The sequence below is a fragment of the Blautia sp. NSJ-175 genome (genome assembly GCF_022867815.1).
GTDB classification, from domain to species: Bacteria; Bacillota; Clostridia; order Lachnospirales; family Lachnospiraceae; genus Blautia; species Blautia celeris.
Window position 1 is genome coordinate 69,022 of sequence record NZ_JALIFQ010000016.1, and the last position, 25,541, is coordinate 94,562.

Below are 25,541 nucleotides of genomic sequence, written 5' to 3' on the forward strand. Positions count from 1 at the left end.
TTTAAGTACGTTTCTTTTCTCTCAAATATTATACCATTCATTTCTCAAAAAAATCTTTAAAAATTCTCACAGGCTTTAAATGTCTTTTTGAGATTTATCTGATATCCTAAATGATGAAGGGGCCGGGTAATCAGACAGAATCACCGGCAGAGAGGAGTTTTTAATATGAAGTGGAGAAAAATATTGGCCGCAGGAATGGGCCTTGTGATGGCAGCAGGCCTGATGTCAGGATGCGGCGGACAGACAAAGGAAGCGGACAACAATAAAAAGGACAGCCAGGAGAAGGCCATGGGGCGCTATGTGGAGGAGGATTTAAAGCCGCCTGTACAGGATGGGGAAACGCCTGTGGGGGCATATGAAAAGGATGGAACCCTCTGGCTGTATACTTCCAGCGGAAATGCGGAAACAGGTATGAAGTATTATTTCTATCAGTATCAGGATGGAAAATGGTCTGAAGCCCAGGAGGAAACAGGGCTGACATCTGCAGAGATGTATGTAAACCATATTGAGTATGGACAGGACGGAAACCTGTATGCAATGGGAACCCCCACGAATACATCTGAGGATGTTCCCTATGGCTGGCATGTATTAAAAAATAATTCGGATGGGGATACATGGGAAGATATTACCCCTGAAAATCTGCTGAAAGCAGATGAGAGCGGGTATACAGCCATGCTGGTAGATATAGATGCGCTGGCAGACGGAAGTCTGTGTGTGGGAAATGGCAGTTCAGGGCAGGCTGAGATTTACAAAGACGGTGAAAAAGTTTTTTCGGCTGATATGGAACCCATGATGTCAAATTATCAGAATACGATCTGTGCATCACAGAACAGACTGGCCGTGACGGCAAAGGATGGAAAGAGTGTTGATTTCTATGACACAGAGGATTATTCAGCGGTGGGAAATGTACCGCTTGAAGAGAAAGGGGAGTCTTATAATATTGCCGCCGGATCTGACGGGACATGGTATTCACTGACCGAGAAAGGGCTTATCCGCTTTCAGGAAACAGGTGATTTGATAGAGACACTGCTTGATGGGTCTTACGGGAAAATGGGGGCATCAGAGGTTGGTGTTTCGTCATTTTTCTGCGGGGAGGAAGATGATTTTTACGCTCTGTACAACGAGTATGACAAGGGCAGACTGTATATGGCACATTACACCTACAACAAGGAAATGCCTGTTTCAGCGGAAAACACACTGACCGTTTACAGCCTGAAAGAGAACAAAACCGTAGAGCAGGCCATAAGCCTGTTCCAGACCCAGAACCCGGATATAAGAGTGGACTACAGCTACGCGGTCGGACAGTATGAAAAGCCAAATTCGGATGATATCCGCAGCCTGAACACAGAACTTCTAAACGGTGAGGGTGCTGACGTGCTGATCTTAGACAGACTTCCGGTGGACTCCTACATAGAAAAGGGAGTCCTGATGGATATAAGCGGTCTCAGGGACGAGCTGGTAAAAGACAGCGGTATGCTGGAGAATATCGGAAAGGCGCTTGACAGAGACGGGAAGATCTACGGCATTCCGGCCCGTGTGGGACTTCCGATTATGGCCGCCAAGGATGACAGCGGCAAAGCTCTGGAGAGTCTGGAATCCCTGACTTCTTATCTGAATGAGAATCCGGATGCCCAGGTTCTGGGAGATTCGATACACACCCCTGCTGCGGAGTCACTGCTTTCTATCATGTATCAGGACCTCGTAAAAGAAGATGGGGGCATTGATGAGGAGAAAATGACACAGTTTTTAGATGACTGCTTAAAGATTTTTGAAAATATGGATACGAAAATGCTGGAGGAAGCTTACGGATATGATCCGGAGGAGAACGAAGACAAGAATGTGTATTTTTCAGCGGGTTATTTCAGCGCATTAAAGGATGGAAGGGTATCATTATATGAATTACAGGGTTACAGCAGTATGATGTATCCTGCCTACAGCATCAAGAAAGCAGGGATTGAACCACAGACTATCCATAACTGTTATGTGCCGTACACCATTGCGGGAATCAACGCATCGTCCAAGCAGCAGGAGGCAGCAGAGTTATTTATAAAAGCGCTTCTGGCGGATGATGTGCAGGGCAGCGAGACAATGGACGGCTATCCCGTTACAGAGAGCGCATTTAAGAATATGCTGGCATACGCAGATACAGAAGCTGCGCAGCAGGACGTTGTAAGCAGTTCCTTCAAAGATCCCAAGACAGGGGAGGAAGTCATGGAGGAATACGGGAATGCCGATAGTCAGACCCTTCAAATCTATCTGGATTTGATCCGTACACTGGATAATCCTTTCATTCCAAACCGGACACTGTATGACACAGTTATGGAAGAAGTGGAGAAATGTTATGAAGGTACAGAGACATCCGCAGAAGCGGCAAAGGCAATTGTCCAGAAAATGGACACCTACCTGTCAGAATAAAACAGCATACGCATTTCTGGCACCCAGTCTGCTGGGCCTGCTGGTCTTTGTCCTTCTGCCCTTCGCAGATGTGATACGCCGTTCCTTTTTTCAGGCAGTGGGCGGGCTTTTTGTGGGGATGGATAATTACAGACAGGTGCTGGAAAACGGTGCTTTCAGACAGGCACTGGGCAATACAGTGCGGTTTCTGTGCATCTGTCTGCCTCTGCTTCTGGCATTGTCATTTGTGACGGCGGTTTTCTTAAACAGCATCACCGGGTTTGCCAGGGTACTGCGGGCAGGATTTCTCCTGCCCATGGCAATTCCGGTGGCTTCCGTGGTAGTTTTCTGGAAGCTTTTATTTGACCAGAACGGCGCTGTGAATCAGATGCTGGAAATGCTGCATCTGACCGGGCAGGACTGGATGAATACAGGATATGCCTTCTGGATCCTGGTGGGGTCTTATCTGTGGAAGAATATGGGGTATGATATTGTGCTGTGGATCGCCGCACTCTCGGCTATTCCGGAGGAGCAGTATGAGGCGGCCAGAGTCAGTGGTGCCGGGGCATTCCAGTGCTTTCGGTACATTACGCTGCCCCAGATGAAGGGCAGTATTTTCCTCATAGGGGTCCTGTCCTTTGTAAATGCCTTCAGGGTGTTTCGGGAGGCGTATCTGATCGCGGGGGACTATCCCCATGAGAGCATTTATATGCTGCAGCACCTGTTCAATAACTGGTTTACCAAGCTGGATATACAGAAAATGAGCGCTGCGGCAGTTTTAATGGCAATTGCGGTGAGTGTGATACTGGTATTGGTGGAATGGTGGAACGAAAGGCAGGAGAGCAGTGAATAAAAAAAAGACAGTGCGCACGGCAGTGCTGGCCATGTTCTGCCTTCTGTTCTGGGTGCCGGTGCTGGTCATGTTTCCAAACTCATTTATGGGACCGGAGGAACTGAAGGCAGCCTACGGCGGGGTGCTGGGCGGAGGCGGGCAGGCGGTTCAGATGGAACTGCTGCCTGTCTATCCCACGTTAAGACCCTATGTGGAATTGCTGCTGGATTCTCCGGATTTCTTCGTGATGTTCTGGAATTCGGTCAAACAGGTGGTACCTATTCTGCTGGGGCAGGTGCTGGTCGGTATGCCGGCGGCGTGGGCATTTGGCAGATACCGTTTTACAGGGCGGAGAATTTTATTTTTATTATATATGATCTTAATGATCATGCCCTTCCAGGTCACTATGGTATCCAGTTATCTGGTGCTTTCCAATTTATCGCTCATGGATACCCACCTGGCGATCATTCTGCCCGGGGTTTTCTCGGCGTTTCCGGTGTTCATCATGCAGAAGTTTTTTCATTCCATACCGGATGCCCTTGTGGAGGCAGCCATGGTGGACGGAGCCGGGCAGCTTAAGATCTTTCTTCATGTGGGAGTGCCGCTTGGGATGCCGGGAATCATGGCATCAGTGCTGCTGAATTTTCTGGAATACTGGAATGCCATTGAGGCACCTATGACATTTCTGAAGACAAAGGCAAAACTGCCCCTCTCCCTCTATCTTCCGCAGATCACGACGGATCAGGTGGGAAGTTCCTTCGCGGCGTCTATTGTGATGATGCTGCCGGCAGTGCTGATCTTTTTATGGGGGCAGGAGTATTTGGAGCAGGGAATCGTGGCATCGGGGTTAAAGGAGTAGTTATGAGAAAAAAAGCGGGAAAAGCAGTGATATATTTTTTAGTGCTGATGCTGTGCTGCACTGTGGTGGCAAGGGCAGCCTCCTCCATAACCGTTGCTAAGGTAAAGACAGCCAAGGTAGGGAAAGGGGTGCTGACCCAGACGGTGACGGGCAGCGGAACGATCACAGCAAAGGAAGAGTACAGCCAGTCTCTGCCTGAGGGACAGAAGATAAAAGAGATCCTTGTGAAACCACAGACAGCAGTGGAGGAGGGGCAGGCACTGGTACAGTTGGATATGGATTACCTGGCAGAGAAGATAGAGACAAAGAACAGGGAGATCGAAAAGCTGAATCTGCAGCTTGAACAGCAGAAGCTGGCAGGACAGGAGGATGCCCGTACACCGGAGACTGCCCAGGCACAGATTTTCCTCAATAATGCCGAGGAACTGCTGGCCCAGGCCCAGGCGGCCTACGATCAGGCAGCCGCAGAGTATGAGGAGCTGGCAAATAACCCTCCGCCTGCCCAAACCGGCAATATACCGGACACTCCTCCGGCTGCAGACAGCGGTACAGAGGGAGATGACAGCCGGAATGATGCCCAGGGAGAATATCCCGATACGGGAACCGGAGCGCCTCAGAATGAGGACACTTCTGTGTCGGAATACGCACAGTGGGAACAGAAAGTGCAGGCAGCAGAGGAAAAAATGCAGGGTGCGGCAGACGCCCTGAACAATCAGGTCATCTCCTATAACCAGGCGGTTGAGCAGTATGATCTGGCCAGCCAAAATGAAGCCAACGCGCAGCAGAATGAAGAAAAGAAGAAAAAGTCAAACAGCCTCAGTGTGGAAGGAATCCAGGTGGATATCCAGGGCGCAGAAGCGGAACTGAAAAAGCTGACAGATATCCAGAGCGCAGAAGGAGTTGTAAGTGCCGGTGCCTCCGGTATCTTCCAGTCAGCAGGTGCGGCCGGGGGTGCTGTGACCACCGGTACGGAACAGATCATAATTGCGTCTGAAACCATGGAGGCAAAAGGTCAGATCGCACCTGAAGATGCAGGTAAGATACAGGAAGGTGATAAGATCAGCGTCAAGCTTTCGGGGAGTACGGAGGCTGTGACAGTGAGGGCAGAGCGTTTTGAACAGGCATCCTCTCAGAATACAGCATCCCCGGCAGGAGAGAACCAGACAGAATCCGGCGGAATGGTCTGGTGCGGACAGATAGAAGGAAAACAGCTGAAGCTTGGCACAGCCTTCACGTATGAGGCATCCAGGGAATCCGGTTCCTATGAACAGGTGATTCCCCTTGGCAGTCTGCATGAAGCACAGGGACAGGCATTTGTGCTGACAGCAGAGGTAAGAGACGGCATCCTGGGCAAGGTTTACACCGCAGTGTCCGTTCCGGTAACTGTTTTGGACAAAGACGATAAAAATGCGGCAGTGAAGTCAGCAATAGGCAGAAACAGCCTTATCATAACAGAATCCAGTAAATATGTGGAGGAGGGGAATCAGGTACGGTTAGAGTGAGAAGAAAAGATATAAGTTTTCTGCTGGCGGTTGTCATCCTGGTATGCTTCGCGGGTATGGGCCTCTCCTGCAGCAGCGGCCTTAAAAAACATGCCGCCGGGGAGCTTGGCCTTGTGTACCGCAATGCGCCCATAACCAGAGAGCAGATGGAAACCTGGTGGAAGAACGCCGGAGAAAATGAGAAGAGATATATAAAAGATATAACGCTGTGGAAAGAGCCGGAGGAAGTGAGTGCGGCAAACGCGTCTTTGGGACAGAGGACAGAAGCGCAGCTTATCAGAGCAGCAGGCAATATGAATTTGATCATGCCCGGAAAACTCTGTGCAGGAAGCCTGGTATCCTCCGGTGACCGGGCCGGATGTGTGATCAGCAGGGGACTTGCCGGGAAGCTTAACCTGGATGGAACCGGGGGAGTGTTACAGGTACTGGGAAGAGAATACCAGATCAGAGGAATTCTGGATGTGACAGATGCTGTATGTATCATTCAGGGAGACACCGGAACACAGTACAGCAGGGTGCAGGTGAAATATGAAAATATGCCTGCGTCCGGTGCGCTGCAGACGCTTTTGGGGCTTCTTCCGGGGGAACCGGAAGTGAAGTCAGAGGGTGATCTGTTCTGTGGTCTGGGGGGCCTGTTCCTCATGGCTCCCCTGTGGGTCTTATTTGTACTGGCCGCAGCCAGGCTTCGGCGGACATATCGCAGTGCAGAGTGGAAGAGCTGGGTAAAGGAAATCTGCAGTATCTGTTTTCCTGTGGCAGTGATTGCCGGAATCAGCATTCTGGTGTTTTTCAGTTTCCGCTTTTCCGATGATTATATACCCGGAGCCTGGTCAGACTTTTCTTTCTTTGCCAATCTGGCGGCAGAGAAGGCCGGGGATATCAGTAAGCTTATGACCCGGGCCCTTGACTGCCGCGACAGGGAGATGCTGCTTCAGACAGCAGGCTGCATGCTTTCCGGCAGCGCCTGTTCTGTGATTATTCTGAAGTTTCCTCGTCCACCCTTCGGTTTTTATAATAATAGATCAAATCGTCATCCGTAATTTCCCGCAGAACTCTGCATGGGTTTCCCACAGCAATGCAGTCTGCGGGAATATCTTTTGTCACAATGCTTCCGGCTCCGATGACCGAGTTATTGCCAATGGTCACTCCCGGCAGGATAACAGCACCGCTTCCGATCCATACATTGTCCCCGATGGTAACAGGGAAGGAGTACATTTCTCCGTGGGTGCGCAGTTTATGGTGTACGGGATGTCCGGTTGCGCTGATGGTTACATTGGGGGCAAAGAGCACACCGCTGCCTATTTTTATGGTATAGTCATCCACAAGAGTCAGATTAGAGTTGATATATGTGTTGTCTCCGATGGAAACTGTCTTGCCAAATGCCAGGGTAAGAGGCGGTTCGATCCATACGCCTTTTCCCAGAGATCCAAAGATCTGCTGCAGCAGTTCCATTCTTTTTTCTTTTTCCTCAGGTCTTGTGTGGTTAAAGTCATAAACCAGTCCGCGGGCTCTCGCCTGGGCTTCCATGGCCTCCGGTGTGTCTGTCCAGAGCAGTCCTTTTGCTTTTCTTTCTTCCATTGTCATGGTTGTATATCCTCCTTAAAATTAAATAGTAATATTTTTCAGCCATTTTCTGCCCTTATAATGTTTCAGGACAAACGGCGTTTTAACCAGTTCGTGCAGATTCATAATTATGTAAACTGTGACCGGCGGCAGTTTCCAGACAAATCCCAGAAAAAGTCCGATCAGTACAGAATAACCCCACATTACAAGAAAATCACAGTACAGCCCGAACTTCGTATCTCCTCCGGCACAGAAAATGCCGCAGATGGCGGTATTTGTGAAGGAGGCCAGCACTGCGTTTAAAGCCTGCAGCAGATACATACTGTTCAGATAGATGAGGGCCTGGGGTGACAGGCGGACCATATCTGTGACCAGTGGTTTTAAAAGGAGCATGAGCAGAGCGCCGGCAAGACCGCTCAGCAGGGCAGCCTTCATAAGCTTTGACGCATCGGCGCCTGCTTTCTGATAATTGCTTTTTCCCAGTTCTTTTCCAAGCAGAACCGCACCGCCCTCGGCAAACCCGAAACATACCACAGTAGCCAGTCCCTGTACCACAGAGGCCACGGAGTTGGCAGCCACAATGTCAGAGCCGAGATGTCCCATGATAGCGGAGAGGACAGCAGTGGCGCCGCCCCATACAAAGCCCTCGGCTGTGACGGGAAGAGAATATTTCAAAAAGTTTTTAGTCAGAACAGCGCCTGCGTCGTGAAAATCCGTACGGGAAAGGCGGATCTTCTTTACCGGGCCCGCATCCACTGCGCACAGACCGAGCTCCGCTGCTCTGGAAATGACCGTGGCTATGGCAACTCCTGTCACCCCAAGTTTGGGAAATCCCAGGAGTCCGAAGATAAAGACTGCATTTAGTAATACATTGGCAGCCAGTGTGAAAGAACCGATGACAGCGCTTCTACCCACCTGCTGGATGGATTTCAGGACGCAGAGATAGATCTGTGACATTCCCATGAAGAGATAGGAGAAAGCAATAATGCGCAGATACTCTGCCCCTGTCCGGATCAGCTCCGGCTCTGATGTGAAGATATGCATAAGCTGCCTTGGCATACAGAAGGCCAGCAGAAAGAAGAGCAGAGAAACGCCCATGGAAAAGCGGAGTACAACCAGGGTAAGGCGCCGTATGGAAGCTGTGTCATGCCTGCCCCAGTATTGGGCTGACATGGCCGTTGTGCCTGTCCGAAGCCCCACGTAAACCAGATTCAGTACAAATTGTACCTGGTTGGCCAGTGAAACCGCAGAGAGAGCAGTTTGATTGACATAACTAAGCATCAACACATCAGCCGAGCCTACGGCCGTGGTGAGCAGACTCTGCAGAACAATGGGAAACGTGATAAACAACAGGGATTTTATGAAATCATCTTTTATTTTCAATGTTTGCTCCTTGTGTAAAAAAATATTTATAGATATAATTATATTAACTTTGCATATGAAAAACTTTAAAAATATCGGTTATTTATTGCAAAATATTGATGAAAAGAGGAAAAATCATGTTGGATAAAATCGTACCTGTGGACAAGGATCTGTGTTCCACGCTTCTGCTTGGCACATACTCCTTTCCGGCTGAAATTTTCTATGACAATCTGGATGAGTATGCCAATAATTTTGTGAACTGGCACCAGCAGAAGCAGGTGGAGATATCGCTGATCCTGGAAGGGGAGGCAGAGGTACAGGTTCTGGAGAAAAAGACAAGACTTAGGGCAGGGGAGGCCTTTTTGATATTTCCGGATGCGCTCCACACGCTGAAAAAGGGAAGCGGGCAGACGGTCAGATACCGCACCATTATATTTGATCCGGTTCTGCTGTATGGGTATAAAGGGAGCTTTTATTATGAAAAGTATTACCGGACATTTGAGAAAGCCCGGCCCTTCTATCATTTTGCCGATACGGGAGAATGCTGGGAAAAAGAGGCAGTGGAGAATCTGTCCTGGATCTTTGCCCATTTCGGAGAGGCCTCCCCGCACAGGGAGCTGCTGGTCTGTGAGCATCTGCAGCGTCTGTGGCTGCTGCTGTGTGAAAATCTGTTTGATGCCGGGGGGAAGATTGATTACAGCGCGCAGGAACAGCAGCGCACAGCCGTACTGCTCAATTTCCTGCATGAACATTACAGGGAGAAATTCACCCTGGAGCAGCTTGCGGCCTCTGCCCATATCAGCAAAGGGGAGTGCTGCCGTTTTTTTAAGAAGATGGTGCACATGACTCCCTGGGAGTATCTGCTGGAATACCGGCTTTCCCGGAGTATGGAACTTCTGGAAAAGAAGGATTTGAATATATCGGAGATCGCGGAGATGACAGGGTTCTGTACAGTCAGCTACTATATTACGGCTTTTAAGCGAAAGACCGGGGATACGCCTCTTGAATACAGGAAAAAAAGAAGCATATCTGCACTATCGCAAAACGTGCTGCCGGGTACGGAGCGAACAGTGACGCTGACAAAATAGTTTTGTGTAAAAATGAAGCAGTGGGGCTTTACAAGAGGGGCGGATAGTGATACTATATAGATGAACGATATATAGATTATCTATATAGTGACGGACAGCGACAGATCTTCATTTCTGCCTCTGCAGTCAGGGTTGAAGAAAGGGGATGAATGCTTATGAAAACCAGGACGGGAAAAATCATATTGAGTGCAGCCGCTCTCATCTTCAGTATTTTGGCGGCGTGTATCGGAATGGGACTTCTGGCAGACTCGGGCCTGACATTTGTGATGCGGCTGCTGTGCGGCCTTTGTTTTATGTGGGTGCCCATATTCGTGGCAGCTATGATCGCCACTCTGTTCAGAAAGTGAGTATTGCGGCGCTGCAGACGGCATCATCTGCTGAGAGGAGGAACGGTAATGGAAGCAAATAAACTGGATAAAAGCCTGCTGTCAGGCAGTACAACGCTTTTGCTGCTTCAGCTTTTGTCGGAGCGGGAAATGTATGGATATGAGATGATCGAAACGCTGAGGGACAGGTCGCAGAATGTATTTGAACTGAAAGCAGGCACCCTTTACCCGCTTCTTCACGGACTGGAGGAGAAGGGATTTCTGGAGGCATACGAGAGGGAAGCAGGCGGAAAGACAAGAAAATACTACAGGATCACAAAAAAAGGGCACAGACATCTGGACGGAAAAAAGGAAGAATGGGAGACATACGAAACGGCAGTCAGACGTGTACTGGGAGGGCCGGCCTATGAAGGTTCATGAGTATCTGAAGACTGTGGAAGAGCAGATCCGCTGCAAGAGTATATGGGAAGATATCAGAACGGAGCTGCTGGGACATATTGAGGAGGATACGGAATATTTCCGGAGAAAGGGAATGAGCCGGGAGGAGGCTGTGGAAAGGGCCGTGGAGGAGATGGGCGACCCGGTGGAGACGGGGATTGAGCTTGACAAGGTGCACAGAACACGGCTGGATGTAAAGCTTCTGCTGTTTTTTATAGGGATCGACCTGCTGACTGTAGTGCTTGCGATTGCGTATTTTAAGGGTGAAATGCCGGACGACGTTTCTAGGTATATGCTTTGGCGCGGTACCGGGCTGTTTTTTCTGCTCATGTTCTCTTTTGGCGGTTACAGGAAGGAATATTTCTCCAAGCCCTATCAGCTCTGGCTTCTCTTTTTTATAATCAGTGCCGTATTTATGATGATAAGTGTCTTCGGCGGTGCGGCTGTTGAGGATTCAGGCTTTCATCTGACCGACACGGCATATCAGACCATGCTGTTCAGTAACGTGGCCGGATTTGGCGGGCTGGCATTTTATTACCGGAAGGGCGGATATGGTGAAGTGCGCCGGCTGCTGGCAATTGCCGGTGTGGTGTGTCTGCTCAGTATGATTTCCCGGCAATACTTTTTTACATTCATGATCGTACTGGCGCATGTGATCATCTTAACGATTGCTGTCCGCAGGGGATGGTTCCGGATAAAAAGGCGTGAGTTCCTTATAAAATTATGGAGTCTTCCCGGGCTGCTGGCGCTTTTTGGGATTCCCATGGTATACAGGGCCATCCGGGACCACAGGATCGCACAGAGTGTCCGAAAATACCTGGATATGGATGATACCCCGGGAATGCTTCTGCGGTTATTCGGCAGTGCGGGAATATTGGGGATATTTGTTATGATCCTGCTGATCATCGGTGTTTTTATGTGGATGCTGTATGATATCAGGAAGCTGACGAACCAGTATTGCAATATCATATGCACCGGTGTGCTGACCGCTTTTAGTATGATGGTATTATATTCTCTTCTGGCGATGATGGGATTTGGGGATATCAGTCAGGTGTTTTTTCCGTTTTTTTCTGTCAATAGGTTCAGCAATGGGGGTGCCCTCTATCTTTATTATATTCTTCTGGGGACGTTTCTTCATATGCACAGGCACGATAAGGTACTGCCTAAGGCGGAGCTGCCCACAAAGAGAGCAGCTTGACTGCGCAGTATACGGCAACAGCCCGGGATGTTCGGAAAGAGACATGCCGGGCTGTTTCTTTTTGACGGGGGATTTGTTATACTGTGATTGACAGCAGATACTTAGCAGGAGGTATGAATGGACAGAAAAAATATCTATAAAGTATTTTATGGTTTTGCCGTGCTGCTGGCAGTGGGGTTCTGTGTGGGAAGCAGTGTGGATTTTTATCAATATGATGAGATGAGTAATTCCGCTCCGTTTCGTCTGTTCGTGGCTGTAAGGGGGATTGAGTTCCTTTTGCCTGGGCTTATTTTATTCCTGGTGGGCAGGGCAGTTAAGCGGAAATATAATAAGTAAGAGCGGGCAGCAATTTCAGAAATTTGAGCGTGTCAAAATATAATGATTGACATGAGATAGTATTAGTATATAATAGTATTTAGTAATACTAAGTATTATAAAAAGGAGGACAGGTATGGATAATAAGTTTGCGCAGCAGCTTAAAAAAGGTGTCCTGGATATGGTGGTCCTCAGATTGGTGCAGGAGAAGAGCACTTACGGATATGAAATTCTTCAGAACCTGGAACAGAGAGGAGAAGGATTTTTTGATTTGAAGGAGGGTACCCTGTATCCTGTTCTCTACCGTCTGGAAGACAGCGGACTCATAGAATCTTTCTGGCAGAACGGAGAGGGGAGAGCGGCGCCGAAGAAATATTATACCATAACAGAAAAGGGCCGGGAGACATACGGGGAGTACAGAAATTTGTGGACCCATTTCCAGAGCTGTATCACAAAATTATGCGGGGAGGGAGACGAATGACAGAAGACCAGAAAAAAATCAAAAAGTATGTAAACGCAGTGGAGCGAAAACTGAAGGTTCCTTTGAAAATGAAAGTCAGGATCAATGCGGATCTGGGCACGGATATCCATGCCAGAATGGAAGCCGGCTGGTCCGTGGATAAGATACTGGAGGATCTGGGAAGCCCGAAAGAGGTGGCGGATCGGTTTAACGCGGAGCTGGGAGCGGAGAGAAAACCCGGCGGTTTCAGGTATATATTTTTAGTGCTCGGTGCAGCGGCGGCTGTTTATGCGGTATATATCCTTGCTATGAATCTTTATATGAAGAGTATGGTTCAAAGACAGTTCAGGGAGTCTGTCAGTCTGATTGGCGGTGCGGATGGCCCCACTTCCATATTTGTCAGCTATACGGTAGGCATGATTGGAAATTGGATGATGTCAGGTGGTTTTGTTCTGGCATGTCTGGATATGTATCGTTTTCTGGGAAGCAGGAAGACAAACAGCCTGCTCTTATCCATAATCTCTGCAGGACTTGCTGCTGCCGGGACTGTCTCCTGGATTTATAACAACGGAGAGATTTTCAGATACTGGGAATTTACCTGGGAGTTTCATTTCCCTGCCCTTATCATGCTGGCTGAGATTGTATTGCCATTTGTATTGCTTGCGCTTCGTTTCAGAAGAAGGAGACAGGAAAAAGAGGAACAGAGGGGGATGCTGTGAGACTGCACAGCATCTCCCTTTTGGCATTGGTTTATTTCCTGCAGTGATCAGTTCAAACACGCTCTGGCGGGCGGCGAGACCTAAAAGTAAATTCTTTTACCACATCTGAAAATATGATACAAAAATCCCACCATCCATTTATATAAGAAGAAATAATCACGTTTACTATGCATATTCACGATATTCCCCTCCCCCTCTTGCTCCTCTGTGTTTTAGCGTGTATAGTCTGCAGTATAGAAAAATAACTAATTGGTATACATACTGAAAGGGGGAATACAATGCGCCGAGACAGGTTTTATCTTTCAGACCGAATCCGGATGTATATAGAGAACAGCCATCTGGAAGGAGGCGGGCGTCTGCCGTCCAATGAGGAACTGGCAGAGCGGTTCAAAGTACAGAAGGGGACTGTGCGGGCAGCGCTTGAACGGCTGAAGGAGGAAGGAATCGTATACAGTGTAAAAGGTGTGGGAACCTTTGCCGCGGAAAAGAAAATACTCAGGCACATGGAGCGTTTTGAATCTTTTTCCCAAATGGCACAGGAAAACGGAAGTACCGTGACCACAAAGCTTCTGTCCTGCAGGGTGATTCCGGCAGGGAACGCGCTGACGGAGGAATTTGGGCTGACGCCCCGGTCAGATATCACAGAGACCGTCCGCCTGCGCAGCGTGGACCGGGAGGCGGCAGCCCTTGAAATCTCCTATATTCCCGTCTGCATTGCCCCGAATCTGCAGACAAAACCATTGACCGGTTCCCTGTACCGCCTTCTGGAAGAGGAGTACGGAATACACTTGATCCGGGGAAAGCAGACTATGAGCGTCAGGGCAGCCGATGCAAGGGAGGCGGGGATTTTAAACTGCAGCCGGGGAGATGCCCTGGCAGTGATGGAAATGCGGGCATTTGATGAAAACGGAGTTAAGGTGGAATATGCCTGCTCCCTCACAAAAGGTGACAGATGCAGATTTACCAGTATTTTAAGGATGGAGGAAGATTATGAGGCTGGCAGCGATCGGTGACAACTGCGTGGATTTCTATGAGCGGCAGGGATGGGCCTATCCCGGCGGAAACGCGGTGAATGTGGCTGTCTACGGACGGCAGCTTGGCATGGACACCGCGTACCTGGGCTGGATCGGCACAGATACCTTTGGTGACATGATGCAGGAAAAGTTAAAGGAGCAGGGGGTGGAGACTGTCCGTATGCAGAGAAAAGAGGGGAAGACAGCAGTCACATACATAGAACTTGTGGATGGAGACAGAAAATTCGGGGAGGACTTTCTGAATGTTCTGGAGGGATTTGTGCTGTCTGACGAGGATCTGCAGTATCTGGCGGGCTTTGACTGTGTACATATGGCAGTCTGGGGACAGTGTGATGCCTGTCTGGGCAGACTGCCGTCCAAAGTAAAAACATCTTATGATTTCTCAAACAAATATGACGCCCCTAAGATAGATTCTCTGGCTCCATATATAGATTATGCCTTCTTCTCCTGCCGGGAAGACAACACATTTACCAGAAACCTTTTAAAACGCGTAAAAGAACAGGGGGCAGGCTGCGTAATAGCAACACTGGGAGAGAACGGCAGTGTTGCCTACGACGGAAAAGAATACACAGCCATTGGCATTACGGGCGCGCAGGCGGTGGACACCCTGGGGGCGGGAGATTCCTACATTGCGGGATTTTTAAGCAGAGCATTAGAAGGTGAGCCGCTGAAACGCTGTATGCAGGCCGGGGCAGACAAAGCAGCCCTCACGATCGGCCACTTTGGAGCCTGGTGATATGGCGGGGGGTGACCGTTTCGTATACGCCGGCATAGCCGGGGCTATCCGAAAGAAAATAGAAGACGGGGAATATCCGCTGGGCAGCAGACTCCCTTCAGAGCGGGAATTAGCGGAAGAATTTTATGTAAACCGAATGACCATACGCCGCGCGCTTGCCGTTCTGGAAAGTGAGGGCATGATAAAGCGGAGACACGGTTCCGGAACTTATGCCTCCTCAGTTCCCAGAAAAGGGGATGTGTGCCGCCTCTGCGGATTTACCCAGACAATGAGAGAACAGGGCAGAAAGGCCGGCAGCAGGATTCTTTCATGGAGAATGCTGTCCTGTGCGCCTCTGTATTCCCATATGGAGATGCCTGCACAGGGCGGGGGAATCCATGAGATCGTGAGGCTCCGTCTGGGGGACGGCCTTCCCGTCTCTGTGGAATACACCTATGTTCCGGAAGAGATACTGGGGGAGGTCCGTTCCTGCAGTCCGGAGACGTCTTCTCTGTATGAGATTATGGAACAGAGAGGCGTCCGGCTCCACGAATCCAGACAGGAAGTAACGATTGTTAAAGCAGGGAAAAAAGAGGCAAAATGGCTTGAGATACCGGAGGGCAGCAGTGTTTTTCTCTTTACGTTCCAAACATATGACAGGCAGGGAAAGGTGGTGGAATACTGCAGGGCCTATATGCGGACGGACAAAGTGAAACTGGAAATAGAACTGATACAGTGACTGAAGAAAGGAAAAGAGATATGTTGAATCTAAACAAAGAAGAGGTACATTTTTTAGTAACAGCAGACATGAAAAAAGAGGTGGCGGATTTTCTGGAGACAGCGGACGCTAAAATAGCCCCCATTCTGGCTTATATCAAAGAGAATCAGGTGGAGCGTATCTGTTTTGTCGGCTGCGGAAGCTCCAGCGCTGCCGGCAGTACAGCAAAATACCTGGCGGACAAATACACGACACTGGCAGTAAATGCCTACACCGGGTGGGAATTCATAGATTCCATGCCGGTCTATGGTGACAGAAAAATGCTGGCGGTATTCATATCCCAGTCAGGCACCACGGAAGAAATCGTAAAAGGACTCAGAAAAGCCGGAAAGCAGGGAATCATGACAGTGGGTGTCTGCAATCAGAGGGAGGAGAATCCTCTGGGTCAGGAGGCAGACTTTGTGGTGGATTATCACGCAGAGGCCATGTGGGAATGCCAGCTTGCGGCGCTTTACACCCTGATCGCCCGCACTGCCATAGACCGCGGCGAGAGCACAGAGGTTATGGAAAAAATACTGTCCGATATGAAGCGCCTGCCCGAGGTGCTTGGATACCACATTGAAAACTTTGAAAAGAAGGCCCTGGAAATGACAAAACCCCTGCGAAGTCTGAAGGGATTTTACACAGTGTCAGCCAGCTCCATGGTCCCTCTTGCTTATAAGGAGGGCGTTATCACCGGCATGGAATTTCTCTGGTCTCACGGGGCGGTGATCCAGGCCGGTGAATTCCGTCACGGTCCCCTGGAGATCGTGGAATCAGGCGTTCCGTTTTTATTTTTGGTTCCCACAGATTCTGCCAGGGAGATCACACAGAGGGCACTGCAGTTTGTGGAGCGGTGGAAAGGAACCGCCATTGTGCTTGACTACGCGGATTTCGCTATGGGGCTTCACCCGGATCTGGCACCCTTTGTCATGTTCGTGCCGCTGGAGTGGTTCTGTTACTATTTCTCCGTGGTGAGGGATCACAATCCTGATGACCGGAGATATTACGGTGTGGTGGAATACTGATATAGTAAATAAATTTACTAACTGCATAAGAAAAGGGCTGTTTACCATGGAAAACAGCCCTTTTCTTTTATGTATATTTACTAAATATATGGGGTAGGAATTTATATAAAAGTCATAAAAATATCAGATATGCACAACAAATGCGGGAAAATACGAAATATATTGTTGACAAACCCCATTAATTCAAGTATTGTGAGGATGTAAGGAAGATACATATATTTACTAAACAAATAATATATTAACTAAACAAAACAGGCGTTAAGTAAATAAGAGGTGGGGATATGGCTACAATACGGGATGTTGCACAGAGGGCCGGAGTATCAGCCGCATCCGTATCCAGGGTTTTGAAAAATGACACTACTTTCTCGGTCTCACAGAAGACCAAGGAAAGAATCCTGGAGGCGGCAGGCGAGCTGGGATACAATCGGTGTTTTGAATATTCCGCCATCCAGGGCACGAGAGGCACCATAGGCGTCATGCTCCTGTACGGCGAGACAGAGGAAGTGGAGGATAGGTTTTACCAGGTCATCCGCATGAACATTAAAATGGAGCTGGAGAAAAACGGTTTCAAGGTAAAAGAGGTGTTTGAGCCCATGCTGGATGCCAATGCATCCAGGATTTCAGGGTACCAGGGGCTTGTCTTTGTGGGTTACTCAACGCTCTGGTATCAGAAAAAGATATTCCGCCGGGCTGTGCTGGACTCCGGGCTGCCGGTGGTATGCGCTGACTTTCAGCTCAAAGACGAGAAGCTGGAAGCCGACTGTGTGGTAAATGATTTTAAACAGGCTGTGAAAAAAGCGCTGGACTTTTTTCTGAAAAAGGGATTTGACACCATTGGATATATGGGTACTTATGGGCTTGAAGTCAATGGAAAGCTCCACAGGGATGAACGGTTCCTGTATTTCCGCCAGATCATGAAAAGCCTGGAAAAATACGATGAAAAATATATTTACCTGGCCCAGTCCAATCATACCCAGTTCGGTTACCGTCTGGGAAAAGAGATCATCCGGAAGGGAAGGCTCCCCAGAGCTGTGTTTGTGGAGAACGACACCATGGCGATCGGCTTTTTAAAGGCTCTGGAGGAAGAAAAAATAGCAGTTCCGGGTGACGTGGCGATCATCGGCTGTAATGATGACCAGGCAGCGTCCTTTGTGACACCGGCTCTCTCCACAGTGAAGCTGCACAATGACCTGATTGGTATGATGGCAGCCAAAACACTGATGGAATGCCTTTGGACCGACAGGGAGCGGGGCTTGAAAATAGTGGTCCCGAATCAGTTGATACTCAGGGAAAGCTGTCCTGAATAAAAGAAGGGGGAAGAAATGGAATACTTATACAGACACAGGGATTGGAGCAATGTAGAGGTTCTTGGCAGGAACCGCCTTCCGGTCAGACCGTTTTACTGCGGTTATCCGGACAGGAAATCAGCCGTGAAAGGAAAGAGAGAGGAGAGCGGAAATTTCCGTCTGCTGAACGGACAGTGGAAATTCGCATATTATGAGTCTCCTTTCTATGTACCTGAAGAATGTGTGGAGGAAACTTATGATGACCGGGAATTTGCATTTATGCCGGTTCCGGGACACTGGCAGTTAAATGGCTGTGATTTTCCCCATTACAATGACGCCATAGCACTTTTTCCTATCCTGGATGACCCGGGGATACAGGCGGACAATCCCACAGGCGTCTACCGCTATACCTTTTGTGAAGAGAAGCAGAAGGACAGGGAATATATCCTGCGGTTTGACGGTGTGGAGAGCGCTTACCATGTATGGCTCAACGGCATTTTTATAGGATACAGTCAGGGCTCCCGCAATACGGCGGAGTTTGATGTGACCGAGGCCTTAAAGGACGGGGACAATGTTCTGGCAGTAAAGGTTTACAAATTCTGTGACGGCAGCTATCTGGAAAACCAGGATATGTGGTGGTTTGCCGGAATCATCAGGGATGTATCTCTGATCAGCAGGCCGAAAATACACATGCTGGACTGCCGTATCACATCAGAGCTGCTGACGGAGCAGCAGGACACCTGCAGTGTGCCGGGAAAGAGAGGGAAGTTCCGGCTGGAGGCTGTCTTTGAGAACCATACGGAAGATGAGACAGAGCTTTCCGTAGAGACAGAGCTGCTTGACGGGGAACAGGTTATTTTTAAAGACACCCGCCGGATACGCGGCAGCAGAGGAGAAACAGACTATCTTGCAGAGGCCGGACCGGACAACATACGGCCTTGGTCAGCGGAACAGCCGAATCTGTACCGGCTGGTCATCACGCTTAAGAGAGAAGATGAGGTGGTGGAATCCTACGGCGAATGGGTGGGATTCAGAACAATCTGTCTGAGGGACGGCCTGTTCTGGGTAAACGGCAGAGCGATCAAATTAAAAGGCATAAACCGGCATGACTGGAATGAAAAGACAGGCAGATGCATTACAAAGGAAGATATGCTGGCAGACCTGTATCTGATGAAACAGTATAACATCAATGCCGTACGCACGGCTCATTATCCGCCGCACCCGGACTTCCTGGATCTGTGTGACCGTCTCGGCTTTTATGTCATGGAGGAGGCTGACCTGGAATGCAACCAGATGGCTTACACCAAAAACATGAACCGGATCAGTGATGATACCCTGTGGGAGAAGAGCTATGTGGACCGGGCTGAGCGCATGGTGAGAAGAGACAAGAACCATCCCAGTATCCTGTTCTGGTCACTGGGAAATGAATCGGGATTCGGAAGCAGCTTTGTTGCCAGCGGAAGGTTTATAAAAGCGTATGACCCCACCAGACTGGTGCACTATGAGGAGGACAGGGATGCCTCCATTGCAGATGTTTACAGCACTATGTACACCAGGCACAAAGCGTTGGAAGACCTGGGAAGAGACACTACCAGGAAGAAGCCGCATGTGGTCTGCGAATATGCCCATGCCATGGGAAACGGCCCCGGCGGGCTGAAGGAATACTGGGAGATCTTTGAGCGGTACCCAAGGCTGCAGGGCGGCTTTATCTGGGAATGGATCGACCACGGAATCAAAAAATATGACAGGGAAGGCAAAAGCTGTTTTACATACGGCGGAGACTACGGGGATTATCCAAACAGCGGCGCGTTCTGCTGTGACGGCCTGGTGCAGGCAGACAGAAGACCGACTCCGGCTGTCCTGCAGGTGAAAAAGGTGATGGAGCCGGTGACCTTTTCCGGGTTTGATAAGGACACCGGAGAGATCACAGTACACAACAAATACGATTTTACGGATCTGTCCCATCTGGAAGGAACCTTCCGGGTCCATACACTGCAGGGAGTTCTATTGGAAGGAAAAGCAGATCTGGGCGGAATTGCCCCTCACGGCAGCAGGCACATTGCGCTGTATGACCCGCAGACTGCAGAGGACTGGACAGAGACACAGGATATCTGGCTCACAATATCCGTACGCTTCAGAGAAAAGCAGGAGTGGACCGAAGAAGAACACTACGAAGCAGCCTTCCATCAGGAGTGCATAAAAGAGGCAGAACCGGCAGCACATCCAGTTTCGGAGGGAACAGAATCCGGCGGTCTTTGTCTCACGGAAAAATGCGGAACCATCTATATAGAAGGGAAAAACTTCACCGCCGAGTTTGACAGAATCCACGGATATCTCAGCGGCTATACAGTAAACGGGGAGCGCCTGATCAGAAAGGGACTTGGCCTGAACTTCTGGAGAGCTCCTGTTGACAATGACAAGAACGTAGCACAGATCTGGGAAAAAGGCATGCTGAAATCTATGACGAACATGGTGGAGAAGGTGACGGTGAGAGAACAGGAACAGGCTGTTTCCATCCTGGTTTCCCAGATATACGCGCCCATTACCGTGGACTGGAAAGTGATCGTGGAGGCGGAATACCGCATCACACCGGACGGACTGGTGACCGCCAGATACAGCGGTGTTCCCACAGGTGTCCAGCTTCCGGAGAGTTTCCCGCGGATCGGCATGCGGTTCGTGCTGGACAAATCCTGTGAGCAGGCTGTCTGGTATGGAAGAGGACCCCTGGAGACATACCCGGACTGCAGGGATGGAAATCCGGTGGGCTTATGGGAAAAACAGGTGGAGGATTTTTACTTCCCCTACGTGGTGCCCCAGGAGACAGGAAACCATCAGGATACCCGCTGGGCCGCGTTTCTCACAGATTCAGGCAGCGGAATCTGCATAGCATCAGAAGAAGTATTCTCCTTTGGCGCACTGCACTACACCCAGGAAGATCTGACACAGGCCTCCCACACAAACGAGCTGCACAGGACAGAACATATCCAATTGTCCGTAGATTATGCACAGCATGGGCTTGGAAGTGCGAGCTGGGGCGCTGAGTGTCTGGAAAAAGACAGGCTTTATCCCGAACCCTTTGCATTTACCTGGAAGATTTTCGGAGCAGAGCGGGAAGGCCTTGCTAAGAAGGCGGAGCAATACAGGAGAAGGTAAGAAAGGAAGAGAAAAATGGCTGGGGGAAAAGAAAGAAGAAGAAACTTTGTGAACAAAAAAACGGCGCCGTACATATTTTTACTGCCGATGATAGTCCTGTTCGGGGTGTTCATGGTCTATCCGGTGATCAAATCGCTGGCGCTGAGCTTCTATGATTTTGAGGGCGGGGAGTACCTGTTCTGCGGAATCAACAACTATGTGACCATGTTCAGGGATCCGGTGTTCTGGAAGTCCCTGGGCAATACATTTATCTATCTGGCGATCCAGGTGCCTGTTATGGTGATCCTGTCCCTGATCCTGGGAGTTCTGGTGGAAGAGAATTTCCTGAAATTCAGGACCTGTTACCGAATCAGCGTGTTTCTGCCCTCTGTGACAGCACTGGTTGCCTATGCTATGATCTTTAAACTGCTGTTCAACACCGATTTCGGTCTGGTAAACCATTTTCTCCGCTCTGTAGGATGGAGCGGTGTGGACTGGCTGAATTCCGTGTGGGGCGCAAGGGCTGTTGTCATTATGGGCATCACCTGGAGGTGGACCGGCTATAACACCATTATCATGATCGCCGGGCTGAAGGGAATCCCCACAGAGCTTTACGAGTCAGCGGATATGGACGGGGCCTCTTTTTTACAGAAGTTTTTCCGGATCACCATTCCCATGGTAAAATCCATCATCCTGTTTGTAAGCATTACCTCCACGATCGGAACCCTGCAGTTGTTTGATGAGTCCTTTGTACTGACAAAAGGAGGGCCGGACAATGCCACCATAACCATTGGGCATTACCTGTACAACACCGGATTTTCGTATTACAAATTCGGGTATGCGGCAGCACTCAGCTATGCCCTGGTGATCATTATCGGCATACTGTCCTTTGTCCAGTTCAAGGCTACAAATGGAGGTGACAATTCGTGAAAACAACAGGAAAGAAGATAAGCGGACGCAAGGTTTTCACCTATGTGTTCCTGACCATAGCAGCACTGATCTCCCTGTTTCCCTTTTATTTCATGTTCGTGTCAGCCACGAACACCAATGCGGAGATCCTGAGCGCAGCGCCGAAACTGTTTTTCGGCTCCCATCTGGCAGAGAACTTTGCGAACCTGAACAAGAAAATGGACCTTGTGAGGATCCTTACCAATTCCACCATCATGACAGTCAGCTACACGGCCCTTGCCATAGTGCTGCACTCCATGGCGGGATATGCGCTGGCGAAGTTTGAATTTAAGGGAAAGGGCCTGTTGTTCGGCCTTATCATGATAACCATGATGATTCCCGCACAGGTAATGTATGTGCCGCTGTTCACGCTGATGAACAATATCGGCTGGGCCAATACCTATCAGGCGGTTGTGCTTCCCGGTCTTGCCGGAGCCTTCGGTATTTTCCTGATGCGGCAGAATATGCTGGCGTTCCCAACCTCCCTTATTGAGGCTGCCAGAATAGATGGCTGCGGGGAGATTGGTATTTTCCTGAAGGTGGTGCTCCCCTCACAGAAACCTGCGGTGGGTGCCCTGGGAATCTATATGTTCATGAGTATGTGGAACAATTTTATGTGGCCTTTGATCATTCTCAGCACAAAATCCATGTACAACTTCCCTGTAGCCCTGGCTATGCTGGATGGTGTGGCGTGGAGAAAAGACTACGGTGTGATCATGCTGGCGACCGTCTGCGCGGTTCTGCCTATTATGATCATCTTCCTGGTATTCCAGAAGCAGTTCGTGGCAGGCGTCATGGGCGGTGCGGTGAAAGAGTAGTGTATTTGATTCTGTAAAAAAATTTAAGGAGGAATAAAGAAATGAAAAAGAAACAAGCAGCGGCATTGGTAACAGCAGCAGTGATGGCATTGTCCCTGACAGCCTGCGGCGGGAGCGGCGGAGCGAAAAAGGAGGCTTCCGGTGATAAGGAAGGCGCACTCTCCGGTGAGATCACGATCTGGAGCTGGGACGTGGCACTGGCCCATCTGGAAGAGTGGGCGGAAAAGTTCCAGGAGGAAAACCCGGATGTGAGTTTTAACTTTGAGGAGATGGGCGTAGACCAGGTGTATCAGAAGATGACCACATGCCTGCAGTCAGGTATCGGACTTCCTGACATTGTGTCCATTGAAGGCGAACAGATGGCAAAGTTCGGAGAGAAATTCCCGGGAAAATTTGAAGAGTTCACAGATATGATCAACCCCGATGATTTCTTCCCCATCAAATTGTCAGAGTGCACGGTTGACGGCAAAGTTATTGCCTATCCCTGGGATTCCGGCCCGTGCGGCATGTTCTACAGAAGTGATCTGTTCGAGCAGGCAGGGATCAAGGCAGAGGATATTGTGACCTGGGACGATTTCATTGAAGCAGGAAAAGTTTTAAAAGACAAGACAGGAGCTGACATGCTGTGCATGGCGGAATCCAGAAATGATACTACATACAGGCTTCTCATGATGGAGGGCGGCGGCTTCTACTTTGACAAGGACGGCAACACGCAGGTGAATTCAGAAGCTTCCATCCAGGCTATGGAGACCTGTAAGAAAATGTACGACGCGGGCATTACCTTCAACAACTCCTCATGGGATGACATGGTAGCCGGCATGGGCGCAGACAAGTTCGCATGTATCGCAGACGCTGTCTGGATGGTTGGTTCCATCAAGGATGCGGTTCCCGACCAGGACGGCAAGTGGGCAGTTATGCCGCTGCCGAAGTTCCAGGCAGACTCGGAAAGCCAGGGCGCGTCAAACGGCGGTTCCGTTCTTGCCGTGCCTTCAGCCAGCAAGAGCGCTGAGGCGGCAAAGGCATTCGTAAAATACGTTATGGAGGACGTGGATGCCAATGTGGAAGGATTCCAGAATTACGGCCTGTACCCCTCTTACTTAAAAGCGCTGGAATCTGACGTGTTCAAAGAGGGAGATGAGTTCTTCGGAGGCCAGAAGATCTTTGACCTGTTCACAGAGATAGGAAAGACTGTCCCACAGGTAAATTACACAGCCAACTTTGCGGAGGCATTGGAAATGTCCAAGAACTCCATGGCAAAGGTTATGCTGAACAACGGTGACCCCACAGAAGTTCTCAATGCGGAACAGGAGGAAATGAAAGCAAAATTCGGCAAATAAAAGAATAGACAGCACATAAACTGGAAACGGGTGCCTTATGACACCCGTTTTCAAAAGGATGGAGGTTTCTGTGTACGGAAAAAAGGCTATAAAACGGGAAATTTATCAAATCATTATTCCGATGATACTGGAAAACATACTTCAGATCTCAGCTAACCTGGTGATCACGGCTATGGTGGGACGACTGCTTGCAAACGATATTTCCGCACAGGGAATCTGTATCCGGATCACGGATACCTTATGGTGCTTTTACAAGGGCGTGGCAATCGGTGCCACGGTCCTGATCGCCCGTGCATACGGCGCGGGGAGACATCAGGAGTGCAGGAAGATCGCGGAGCAGACCATGCTGACAGAGCTGATCATTGTACTTATCTTTCAGGTGGTGCTGTATTTTCAGGCACCGCTTTTTCTGGGATTTTTCTCAAAAGATGCCCAGATTCTGTCCCTGGCTCAGGGATATATGAAGACCATTGTGTTTGGATTTCCCTTTGTGGTGATCATGACCGTGGTAACGGCATCTTTCCAGGGGTACGGCAATACCAAGGTGCCCATGTATATTGCGGTGCTCATGAATGTGGTCAACATTGTGTGCGGATACTGCTTTATCTTCGGCGCTTTCGGCGTTCCAGGCATGGGAATCAAGGGGGCTGCGGCTGCCCTTGTGACTGCTCAGGCGGTGGGGGCGTGCACCGGGCTTTATCTGCTGTATAAAAAGAAGGGCGGGCTGTTCCGGAAAATGCCTGCAGCGCACCGGTTTTTCAGCTTTGACAGAAGGTGCATTTATGACATATACACAACAGGGATTCCGGCAGCGCTGGAGAGTATGTTCTGGCAGTTCTCTGCCATTATTTTAAGCAAGGTGATCCTGTTTTACGGAAATCAGGCGTTTGCCGCATACCAGCTCGGCATACAGGCAGAGGAGATCACGGAGATGCCGGCCATCGGCTTCAGCACAGCATCCACCACACTGGCAGCGAGAGCCATCGGCAGGCAGGATGAGGAACTGCGGAAAATATATTTCAAAGAACTGCTGAAGGTCGGGGTTGTGATCAGTTCCATCACCTCCCTACTTCTCATTTTCCTGCCCAGGTTCTTTATGACGCTGATGACAGACAAGCCGGAACTGCAGGCCATTGGCGTTGTGTATGTGTTTGTCATGGGATTTATCCAGATTCCCCAGAACCTGTCCAGGATATACAACGGGACCATCAGGGCCATGGGCTACAAAAATGCCCCCATGCTGGTGGCGGGATTCGGTATCTGGATCGTCAGGATCCCGCTGTGTATGCTGGCGGCCTATGTGTTGGGACTGCCGCTTACGGCTGTCTGGCTGATCATTGCAGTGGACCAGGTATCCAGATTCCTGCTCAGTGCAGTCCTGTATTACCGGATCAATAAAAAGCGGGAGCGAGCGCTTCAAACAGTGTAGA

The 25,541-nt window shown here is 49.7% G+C and carries 24 protein-coding genes; 22 read left to right on the forward strand and 2 right to left on the reverse strand.

Translation table 11 applies throughout. The annotated features are described in order from the left end of the window. Nucleotides 1-165: 165 nt before the first annotated feature. Genes MUB35_RS21510 through MUB35_RS21530 form a run of 5 tightly spaced genes read left to right on the forward strand, consistent with a single transcriptional unit; the run spans nucleotide 166 to nucleotide 6,627 of the window. Nucleotides 166-2,415 carry an ABC transporter substrate-binding protein gene (locus tag MUB35_RS21510; protein WP_244806817.1) on the forward strand — a complete coding sequence of 750 codons (2,250 nt, stop codon included), beginning with the start codon at nucleotides 166-168 and terminating at the stop codon, nucleotides 2,413-2,415. Next, complete coding sequence (locus tag MUB35_RS21515; protein WP_227209726.1) at nucleotides 2,342-3,247, forward strand: carbohydrate ABC transporter permease; 906 nt, start codon at nucleotides 2,342-2,344, stop codon at nucleotides 3,245-3,247. The genes MUB35_RS21510 and MUB35_RS21515 overlap by 74 nt, the downstream gene beginning before the upstream one ends. A gap of 31 nt (nucleotides 3,248-3,278) precedes the next feature. Next, complete coding sequence (locus MUB35_RS21520; protein WP_052099068.1) at nucleotides 3,279-4,085, forward strand: carbohydrate ABC transporter permease; 807 nt, start codon at nucleotides 3,279-3,281, stop codon at nucleotides 4,083-4,085. A 2-nt stretch (nucleotides 4,086-4,087) separates the two neighbouring features. Then, on the forward strand, nucleotides 4,088-5,587 hold the full coding sequence (locus tag MUB35_RS21525) for a hypothetical protein (RefSeq protein WP_244806818.1): 1,500 nt from the start codon (nucleotides 4,088-4,090) through the stop codon (nucleotides 5,585-5,587). Continuing rightward, complete coding sequence (locus tag MUB35_RS21530; RefSeq protein ID WP_227245785.1) at nucleotides 5,584-6,627, forward strand: hypothetical protein; 1,044 nt, start codon at nucleotides 5,584-5,586, stop codon at nucleotides 6,625-6,627. The genes MUB35_RS21525 and MUB35_RS21530 overlap by 4 nt, the downstream gene beginning before the upstream one ends. Here the strand turns inward: MUB35_RS21530 and MUB35_RS30905 are convergent. Further along, nucleotides 6,563-7,171 (reverse strand): maltose acetyltransferase domain-containing protein, encoded by a 609-nt coding sequence (locus MUB35_RS30905; protein ID WP_244806819.1) that lies wholly within the window; start codon nucleotides 7,169-7,171, stop codon nucleotides 6,563-6,565. The genes MUB35_RS21530 and MUB35_RS30905 overlap by 65 nt on opposite strands. Before the next feature lie 21 nt (nucleotides 7,172-7,192). Next, complete coding sequence (locus MUB35_RS21540) at nucleotides 7,193-8,533, reverse strand: MATE family efflux transporter (protein WP_033139900.1); 1,341 nt, start codon at nucleotides 8,531-8,533, stop codon at nucleotides 7,193-7,195. A 116-nt stretch (nucleotides 8,534-8,649) separates the two neighbouring features. On the opposite strand from MUB35_RS21540, the gene MUB35_RS21545 reads away from it, so the two are divergent. From MUB35_RS21545 to MUB35_RS21625, 17 genes are all read left to right on the forward strand, one after another. Then, nucleotides 8,650-9,600 carry an AraC family transcriptional regulator gene (locus MUB35_RS21545; RefSeq protein WP_052099034.1) on the forward strand — a complete coding sequence of 317 codons (951 nt, stop codon included), beginning with the start codon at nucleotides 8,650-8,652 and terminating at the stop codon, nucleotides 9,598-9,600. Nucleotides 9,601-9,755: 155 nt separating this feature from the next. Next, nucleotides 9,756-9,947, forward strand: a complete 192-nt coding sequence (locus tag MUB35_RS21550; protein ID WP_033139899.1) for a hypothetical protein — start codon at nucleotides 9,756-9,758, stop codon at nucleotides 9,945-9,947. Nucleotides 9,948-9,995: 48 nt separating this feature from the next. Further along, nucleotides 9,996-10,346 (forward strand): PadR family transcriptional regulator, encoded by a 351-nt coding sequence (locus MUB35_RS21555; protein WP_033139898.1) that lies wholly within the window; start codon nucleotides 9,996-9,998, stop codon nucleotides 10,344-10,346. Then, nucleotides 10,333-11,562: a permease prefix domain 1-containing protein gene (locus MUB35_RS21560; RefSeq protein WP_244806820.1), complete on the forward strand. Its 1,230-nt coding sequence runs from the start codon at nucleotides 10,333-10,335 to the stop codon at nucleotides 11,560-11,562. The genes MUB35_RS21555 and MUB35_RS21560 overlap by 14 nt, the downstream gene beginning before the upstream one ends. Nucleotides 11,563-11,679: 117 nt before the next feature. Next, nucleotides 11,680-11,898, forward strand: a complete 219-nt coding sequence (locus tag MUB35_RS21565) for a hypothetical protein (RefSeq protein ID WP_244806821.1) — start codon at nucleotides 11,680-11,682, stop codon at nucleotides 11,896-11,898. A 115-nt stretch (nucleotides 11,899-12,013) separates the two neighbouring features. Next, the gene (locus tag MUB35_RS21570; RefSeq protein ID WP_033139895.1) at nucleotides 12,014-12,358 is read left to right on the forward strand and encodes a PadR family transcriptional regulator; all 345 of its coding nucleotides are present in this window, start codon (nucleotides 12,014-12,016) and stop codon (nucleotides 12,356-12,358) included. Further along, on the forward strand, nucleotides 12,355-13,056 hold the full coding sequence (locus MUB35_RS21575) for a sodium ion-translocating decarboxylase subunit beta (RefSeq protein WP_244806822.1): 702 nt from the start codon (nucleotides 12,355-12,357) through the stop codon (nucleotides 13,054-13,056). Before MUB35_RS21570 ends, MUB35_RS21575 begins: the two co-directional genes overlap by 4 nt. 278 nt (nucleotides 13,057-13,334) lie before the next feature. Next, a complete protein-coding gene (locus MUB35_RS21580; protein WP_244806823.1) occupies nucleotides 13,335-14,069 on the forward strand; it encodes a GntR family transcriptional regulator in 735 nt (244 codons plus the stop codon). Then, nucleotides 14,047-14,826: a fructoselysine 6-kinase gene (gene frlD, locus MUB35_RS21585; RefSeq protein ID WP_244806824.1), complete on the forward strand. Its 780-nt coding sequence runs from the start codon at nucleotides 14,047-14,049 to the stop codon at nucleotides 14,824-14,826. Before MUB35_RS21580 ends, frlD begins: the two co-directional genes overlap by 23 nt. 1 nt (nucleotide 14,827) lies before the next feature. Beyond that, nucleotides 14,828-15,544 carry a GntR family transcriptional regulator gene (locus tag MUB35_RS21590; RefSeq protein WP_244806825.1) on the forward strand — a complete coding sequence of 239 codons (717 nt, stop codon included), beginning with the start codon at nucleotides 14,828-14,830 and terminating at the stop codon, nucleotides 15,542-15,544. A 20-nt stretch (nucleotides 15,545-15,564) separates the two neighbouring features. Continuing rightward, on the forward strand, nucleotides 15,565-16,590 hold the full coding sequence (locus MUB35_RS21595) for an SIS domain-containing protein (protein WP_103731316.1): 1,026 nt from the start codon (nucleotides 15,565-15,567) through the stop codon (nucleotides 16,588-16,590). 281 nt (nucleotides 16,591-16,871) lie between these two features. Further along, complete coding sequence (locus MUB35_RS21600) at nucleotides 16,872-17,897, forward strand: LacI family DNA-binding transcriptional regulator (protein WP_033139889.1); 1,026 nt, start codon at nucleotides 16,872-16,874, stop codon at nucleotides 17,895-17,897. A gap of 15 nt (nucleotides 17,898-17,912) precedes the next feature. Next, nucleotides 17,913-21,029 (forward strand): glycoside hydrolase family 2 TIM barrel-domain containing protein, encoded by a 3,117-nt coding sequence (locus MUB35_RS21605; RefSeq protein ID WP_244806826.1) that lies wholly within the window; start codon nucleotides 17,913-17,915, stop codon nucleotides 21,027-21,029. A 15-nt stretch (nucleotides 21,030-21,044) separates the two neighbouring features. Then, entirely contained in the window at nucleotides 21,045-21,938 is an 894-nt protein-coding gene (locus MUB35_RS21610) for a carbohydrate ABC transporter permease (protein WP_103731314.1), read from the forward strand. Continuing rightward, entirely contained in the window at nucleotides 21,935-22,774 is an 840-nt protein-coding gene (locus MUB35_RS21615; protein WP_081960153.1) for a carbohydrate ABC transporter permease, read from the forward strand. Before MUB35_RS21610 ends, MUB35_RS21615 begins: the two co-directional genes overlap by 4 nt. A gap of 41 nt (nucleotides 22,775-22,815) precedes the next feature. Next, nucleotides 22,816-24,111 (forward strand): ABC transporter substrate-binding protein, encoded by a 1,296-nt coding sequence (locus MUB35_RS21620; RefSeq protein WP_033139886.1) that lies wholly within the window; start codon nucleotides 22,816-22,818, stop codon nucleotides 24,109-24,111. A 70-nt stretch (nucleotides 24,112-24,181) separates the two neighbouring features. Beyond that, nucleotides 24,182-25,540 carry an MATE family efflux transporter gene (locus MUB35_RS21625; protein ID WP_158587275.1) on the forward strand — a complete coding sequence of 453 codons (1,359 nt, stop codon included), beginning with the start codon at nucleotides 24,182-24,184 and terminating at the stop codon, nucleotides 25,538-25,540. Nucleotide 25,541 lies beyond the last annotated feature (1 nt).

Coding starts and splice junctions, on each gene's coding strand:
- MUB35_RS21510 (WP_244806817.1), top strand. CDS start 166: ATGAAGTGGAGAAAAATATTGGCCGCAGGAATGGGCCTTGTGATGGCA.
- MUB35_RS21515 (WP_227209726.1), top strand. CDS start 2,342: ATGAAGGTACAGAGACATCCGCAGAAGCGGCAAAGGCAATTGTCCAGA.
- MUB35_RS21520 (WP_052099068.1), top strand. CDS start 3,279: ATGTTCTGCCTTCTGTTCTGGGTGCCGGTGCTGGTCATGTTTCCAAAC.
- MUB35_RS21525 (WP_244806818.1), top strand. CDS start 4,088: ATGAGAAAAAAAGCGGGAAAAGCAGTGATATATTTTTTAGTGCTGATG.
- MUB35_RS30905 (WP_244806819.1), bottom strand. CDS start 7,171: ATGACAATGGAAGAAAGAAAAGCAAAAGGACTGCTCTGGACAGACACA.
- MUB35_RS21545 (WP_052099034.1), top strand. CDS start 8,650: ATGTTGGATAAAATCGTACCTGTGGACAAGGATCTGTGTTCCACGCTT.
- MUB35_RS21550 (WP_033139899.1), top strand. CDS start 9,756: ATGAAAACCAGGACGGGAAAAATCATATTGAGTGCAGCCGCTCTCATC.
- MUB35_RS21555 (WP_033139898.1), top strand. CDS start 9,996: ATGGAAGCAAATAAACTGGATAAAAGCCTGCTGTCAGGCAGTACAACG.
- MUB35_RS21560 (WP_244806820.1), top strand. CDS start 10,333: ATGAAGGTTCATGAGTATCTGAAGACTGTGGAAGAGCAGATCCGCTGC.
- MUB35_RS21565 (WP_244806821.1), top strand. CDS start 11,680: ATGGACAGAAAAAATATCTATAAAGTATTTTATGGTTTTGCCGTGCTG.
- MUB35_RS21570 (WP_033139895.1), top strand. CDS start 12,014: ATGGATAATAAGTTTGCGCAGCAGCTTAAAAAAGGTGTCCTGGATATG.
- MUB35_RS21575 (WP_244806822.1), top strand. CDS start 12,355: ATGACAGAAGACCAGAAAAAAATCAAAAAGTATGTAAACGCAGTGGAG.
- MUB35_RS21580 (WP_244806823.1), top strand. CDS start 13,335: ATGCGCCGAGACAGGTTTTATCTTTCAGACCGAATCCGGATGTATATA.
- frlD (WP_244806824.1), top strand. CDS start 14,047: ATGAGGCTGGCAGCGATCGGTGACAACTGCGTGGATTTCTATGAGCGG.
- MUB35_RS21590 (WP_244806825.1), top strand. CDS start 14,828: ATGGCGGGGGGTGACCGTTTCGTATACGCCGGCATAGCCGGGGCTATC.
- MUB35_RS21595 (WP_103731316.1), top strand. CDS start 15,565: ATGTTGAATCTAAACAAAGAAGAGGTACATTTTTTAGTAACAGCAGAC.
- MUB35_RS21600 (WP_033139889.1), top strand. CDS start 16,872: ATGGCTACAATACGGGATGTTGCACAGAGGGCCGGAGTATCAGCCGCA.
- MUB35_RS21605 (WP_244806826.1), top strand. CDS start 17,913: ATGGAATACTTATACAGACACAGGGATTGGAGCAATGTAGAGGTTCTT.
- MUB35_RS21610 (WP_103731314.1), top strand. CDS start 21,045: ATGGCTGGGGGAAAAGAAAGAAGAAGAAACTTTGTGAACAAAAAAACG.
- MUB35_RS21620 (WP_033139886.1), top strand. CDS start 22,816: ATGAAAAAGAAACAAGCAGCGGCATTGGTAACAGCAGCAGTGATGGCA.